The organism is Acidovorax sp. Root217 (assembly GCF_001428645.1).
GTDB lineage: Bacteria > Pseudomonadota > Gammaproteobacteria > Burkholderiales > Burkholderiaceae_C > Acidovorax.
Window position 1 is genome coordinate 134,771 of the sequence record NZ_LMIH01000012.1, and the last position, 4,102, is coordinate 138,872.

5 protein-coding genes are annotated in these 4,102 nt (G+C 67.0%); 2 read left to right on the top strand and 3 right to left on the bottom strand.

Annotated elements, in window-relative coordinates; genetic code table 11:
* Window positions 1-35: 35 nt before the first annotated feature.
* Entirely contained in the window at window positions 36-854 is an 819-nt protein-coding gene (locus tag ASE31_RS10775) for an IclR family transcriptional regulator (RefSeq protein ID WP_057201648.1), read from the bottom strand.
* A 178-nt stretch (window positions 855-1,032) separates the two neighbouring features.
* On the opposite strand from ASE31_RS10775, the gene ASE31_RS10780 reads away from it, so the two are divergent.
* Together ASE31_RS10780 and ASE31_RS10785 are read left to right on the top strand one after the other, a co-directional pair.
* A complete protein-coding gene (locus tag ASE31_RS10780; RefSeq protein WP_057201649.1) occupies window positions 1,033-2,061 on the top strand; it encodes a TRAP transporter substrate-binding protein in 1,029 nt (342 codons plus the stop codon).
* Window positions 2,062-2,069: 8 nt separating this feature from the next.
* Complete coding sequence (locus ASE31_RS10785) at window positions 2,070-2,753, top strand: DUF4286 family protein (protein ID WP_057201650.1); 684 nt, start codon at window positions 2,070-2,072, stop codon at window positions 2,751-2,753.
* Here the strand turns inward: ASE31_RS10785 and ASE31_RS10790 are convergent.
* A complete protein-coding gene (locus ASE31_RS10790; RefSeq protein WP_057201651.1) occupies window positions 2,750-3,196 on the bottom strand; it encodes a hypothetical protein in 447 nt (148 codons plus the stop codon). The two genes, ASE31_RS10785 and ASE31_RS10790, sit on opposite strands and share 4 nt — an antisense overlap.
* A gap of 30 nt (window positions 3,197-3,226) precedes the next feature.
* The gene (locus tag ASE31_RS10795) at window positions 3,227-4,018 is read right to left on the bottom strand and encodes a fumarylacetoacetate hydrolase family protein (protein WP_057201652.1); all 792 of its coding nucleotides are present in this window, start codon (window positions 4,016-4,018) and stop codon (window positions 3,227-3,229) included.
* Window positions 4,019-4,102: the final 84 nt, after the last annotated feature.

Consider the following 4,102-nt stretch of genomic DNA (forward strand, 5'->3'; position numbering starts at 1 on the left):
TAGCGAGGAGAGAGAGGGGGAAGGCGCGAAGCGACTCAGGGGGTGTGGTCAATACGGTTGCCCCAGGTGCCCACGTTGGCGGACCTGAGAAGCGGCGATGCCTGGCCCGCCATGGCCAGCTCGTCCGCCGCCGCCATGAGCTCGGGGCCGAAGCGGGCCATGCTCTTGGCCGTGAGCCGGGCCGAGGGGCCAGCGATGACCACCACGCCTGTGGTGGGTTCGCCCTTGCGGCGCACAGGGGCCGCCATGGAACTCATGCCGGGCGCATAGCCGTCCTGGATCAGGCTGTAGCCGCGCTTGGCATGCGTGCGCAGGGCGGTCTGCAGTGCCTTGAGCGAGGTGGGCGCGTTGGGGCCGAACTGGCGCGGGCTGCCCAGGCCCTGCCTGGAGACGCGTGCGGCGGCCTCGTCTTCGGGCAGGGTCATGAGCCAGGCATGGCCCGCGGCGCTGCATGACAGGCGCAGGTCGATGCCCATGTCCGGGTCGTACAGCAGGCCGGACTTGGCGCCCTGGGCCTTGGCCACCAGGGTCAGCCGCTCGCCGTCGACGATGGCCAGGCGCACCAGTTCCTCGGTGGTGCGCGCGAGCCGGTCGATCACCGGCTGGGCGATGTCCACCACGCCCGAGCGGCTCAGGAAGCTCAGCCCCATCGATGCCATCTTGGTGGTGAGCGCGTAGTCGCCCTTGTGCGGCATCTGGCGCACGTAGCCATAGCCGATCAACTCGTGCAGCGTGCGGTGGCAGCCGCTGCGCAGCATGTTGAGGTCGGTGGAGATGCGCGCCAGCGCCACGCCATCGGGGTGCGCTACCAGGTACTCCAGGATGGCCAGGGATTTCTCGAGCGCTCCGCTCATGGGGACTCCTTCGGGTGGATAGTCGCGATCATACGCAGCCTTTCAGAATTTGAATGAGTTGTAAATGTTGAATGGTGTTCAGAAAATGCGAATAACATGCGCCGTCGCACCGCGAAGCACGCACCGCTGAAGGCGTGCCGCAGCGATCACCTCCCAAGAAAGAAAGGAAGAGACAAGCATGACCACATCCACCTTGCGCCGCGCGGCACTGGCGGCCATCGGTGCCGTTGCCTTCGCTTCGGCCATTCCCTCGGTGCTGGCCCAGGAAATCAAGGAGCGCAACCTCAAGTTCGCCTTCAGCCTGGCCAAGGACCATCCCCTCGGGCAGGGCGCGCAGAAGTTCGCCGACCTGGTCGGGCAAAAGAGCGGCGGCAAGATCAAGGTGACGCTGTTCGCCAATGCCGTGCTCGGCAGCGACACGCAGAACCTGTCGGCCGTGCGCGGCGGCACGCTCGATTTCGCGTCCATGGCCACGGGTCTGCTGGCAGGCATCGACAAGCAGTTCATGGTGTTCGACTTCCCCTTCCTGTTCGACAGCCCGCAGGAGGCCTATGGCCTGGCCGACGGCCCGGTGGGAACGAGGCTGCAGGCGGGCCTGGCGGCGCACGGCATTGTCGGCCTGGGCATCTGGGACCTGGGCTTTCGCAACATGACCAACAGCAAGCGCCCCATCGCCCGGCATGAGGACCTGCAGGGCCTCAAGCTGCGGGTGATCGCCTCGCCGATCTACCTGGACATGTTCAACACCCTGGGTGCCAACCCCGTGCCCATGACCTTCGGCGAGGTCTACGGCGCGCTGGAGTCCAAGGCCATCGACGGCCAGGACAACCCGGTGGGCGTGATCGAGTCGGCCAAGTTCGCCGAGGTGCAGAAATACCTTTCGCTCACGCGCCACGTCTACACCGGCATGCCGGTGCTCATGAGCAAGAAGACCTGGGACGGCATGTCCGAGGCCGAGCGCAAGCTCATCACCGATGCGGCCAACGAGGCGAAACAGGAAGAGCGCCGCATCGCCCAGGCCAAGGAGGCCGAATCCATCACCAACCTGCGCAAGACCATGCAGGTCAACGACGTGGCGCCGGCCGAGCTCGCGCGCCTGCGCCAGAAGGTGCAGCCCGTGGTCGACAAGTTCGCCAAGGAAGTCGGCGAGCCGCTGATGACCCAGGTCAACGCCGAGCTCGCGCGCCTGCGCGGCGGCAGCAAGTGAGGGCGGCCATGGCCTTGTTGGGAAAGGCTGCCCTTGCAATGTGGTGGGACATCGCGCCCGCCCACCGCGCCGAGTTCGAGGACTGGCATACGCACGAGCATTTTCCGGAGCGAATGGGCATTCCAGGCTTTCACCGCGGCGCGCGCTGGTCCGCGGTGGACGGTGGCGAAGGCTTCTTCGTGCTGTACGAACTGGAGGCCTACGAGACCCTGGTCTCCGATGCCTACCTGGCCCGTCTGAACGCGCCCTCACCCTGGTCCACGCAGATGATGCCGCACCACCGCCACATGGTGCGCAGCCAGTGCCGCGTGCTGGAAAGCCGGGGAGGGGCGCTGTCCCGGCATGCGCTCACGGTGCGCTTCTCTCCAGCCGATGGCGCCGCGCAACGACTGCGTGCCCACCTGGGCGCACTGGCGGGTTCACTGTCATCGCGCCCTGGTACCACGGCGGGCCACCTGCTGCAGAACCAGACCCCCACGATCGCCACCACCACCGAGCAGCAGATCCGCGGTGGGCCCGATCCTGCGGCCGACTGGGTCTTCATCGCCTGCGGGTACGACCGCTCGGCGCTGGAGGTGTTGGCAGGCACCGAACTGTCGGATGCCGCGCTGGTGGTTGCCGGCGCGCAGGCCGGTGCTTTGCGGGGCCTCTACGGGCTGTCGCACTCCGACACGGCGCTTGACGTGGGTTAGCCGCCGTCGGCCAGGGCTTCAGGGTTGGTGGCCGGGTCGCGCACCCGCCCCAGCCGCCGCAGAACACCGCATGCCAGCCGGGCCAGGCCCACATAGGCATAGCCCAGCACCAGACACCAGATGGCCAGAGGCAGCAGCATCCACAGGGCGCCGTAGATGGCACCTGGCTCGCCCTGCACGGCGAAGAACAACAGCCAGCCAATGGCCTGCACCGGCTGGAACAGCAGGGGTGCGCGCCACAGCGCACGGTGCAGGCCCTCGGGCGCCTGCAGCCTGCCCAGCCACGCCCCGAAGGCCAGCGCAAAGAGCAGGTACTGGGCGCCGCCGAACACTGCGGACATGATCAGCACGCCTCCCAGGGCGCTGCGGTCCAGCGCAAAGAGCAGCAGGGGCACGGCCAAGGGCAGGCCCAGGGCGATGCGGTAGAAGGTCAGGGTCTTCACCGCGCCAGCATAGCCGCCGCCTGCGGATGATCAGACGATGCGCAGCTTCAGGTTCGGAAAACGGTCGATATGGATCTCGATCTCGTCGCCCTTGACCACCGGGCCCACGTTTTCGGGCGTGCCCGAGTAGATGATGTCGCCGGGCTTGAGCTCGAAGGCGCGCGACAGGCGGCTGATCTGCTCGGCCACCGACCAGATCATGTGCTGCAGCGTGGCACTCTGCTTGACGGTGCCGTTGACCTTGAGCCAGATGTCGCCGTCCTTGATGTGGCCCACCTGGCTCACCGGGTACAGAGGGCCCACCGGGGCGGACTGGTCGAAGGCCTTGCCGATCTCCCACGGCTTCTTCTGGTCGCCCATTTCACGCTGCAGGTCGCGGCGCGTCATGTCCAGGCCCAGCGAGTAGCCGAACACGTGGTCCAGCGCGCTTTCCACCGGAATGTCCTTGCCGCCCTTGGCCAGGGCCACGACCAGTTCCACTTCGTAGTGGTAGTTCTTGGTCAGCGTGGGGTAGGCATGGTCGGCCACCACGCCGGGCTTCACGAACTGGATCGCGTCGGCCGGCTTCTGGAAGAAGAAGGGCGGCTCGCGCGTGGGGTCCGAGCCCATCTCGCGCGCATGTGCCGCGTAATTGCGGCCGATGCAGTAGACGCGGCGCACGGGGAACACTTGGTCGCTGCCCACAATGGGGATCGTGGTCTGCGGCAGGTCGAAGGGGGTGGGGGCCATTTTGCTGGCGCCTGCGGGCAGGGCGCAGCCGGCGACGGCGCCGGTGGCGAGGAGGGCGGAGTGGGTCAAGATGTTGCGTCGAGGTTGGTCCATAGTGCTTTGTCTCCTGTTGGCGCGGCTAACAAAACTCTTCTGGCGTCGTTGCTGCGTCTTGTCGTACTGCTCGTACTGCCTGCG

Coding starts and splice junctions, on each gene's coding strand:
- ASE31_RS10775 (WP_057201648.1), bottom strand. CDS start 854: ATGAGCGGAGCGCTCGAGAAATCCCTGGCCATCCTGGAGTACCTGGTA.
- ASE31_RS10780 (WP_057201649.1), top strand. CDS start 1,033: ATGACCACATCCACCTTGCGCCGCGCGGCACTGGCGGCCATCGGTGCC.
- ASE31_RS10785 (WP_057201650.1), top strand. CDS start 2,070: ATGGCCTTGTTGGGAAAGGCTGCCCTTGCAATGTGGTGGGACATCGCG.
- ASE31_RS10795 (WP_057201652.1), bottom strand. CDS start 4,018: ATGGACCAACCTCGACGCAACATCTTGACCCACTCCGCCCTCCTCGCC.